Genomic DNA, 272 nt, shown 5'->3' with positions numbered 1-272 from the left:
CAGCTATACCGTCCTCGAGGAGGGGCCGCGCTTCAAGATCAAGCGAATCGTGGTCAGGCCGGGAGAGCGCTTGTCGCTGCAGATGCACCATCACCGCAGCGAGCACTGGATCGTGGTGCAAGGCATGGCCAGGGTCACCAATGGCGATGGCGCGCGGCTGGTCAACAGCAACGAGTCGACCTACATTCCCGCGGGCCACCGGCATCGCCTGGAAAACCCGGGGGTCATCGACCTGGTGATGATCGAGGTGCAGAGCGGCGAATACCTGGGAG

1 protein-coding gene is annotated in these 272 nt (G+C 63.6%); it reads left to right on the top strand.

Features of this window, described 5'->3' with window-relative positions; translation table 11 throughout:
- Positions 1–272: phosphomannose isomerase type II C-terminal cupin domain (locus ACLJNW_RS25150; RefSeq protein ID WP_410961349.1), on the top strand; the 272-nt coding region annotated here is incomplete at both ends.

The sequence above is a fragment of the Salmonella sp. SAL4457 genome, assembly GCF_046548235.1.
Classification (GTDB): Bacteria; Pseudomonadota; Gammaproteobacteria; order Enterobacterales; family Enterobacteriaceae; genus Salmonella; species Salmonella enterica.
This window is presented reverse-complemented; position numbering and strand designations above follow the sequence as displayed.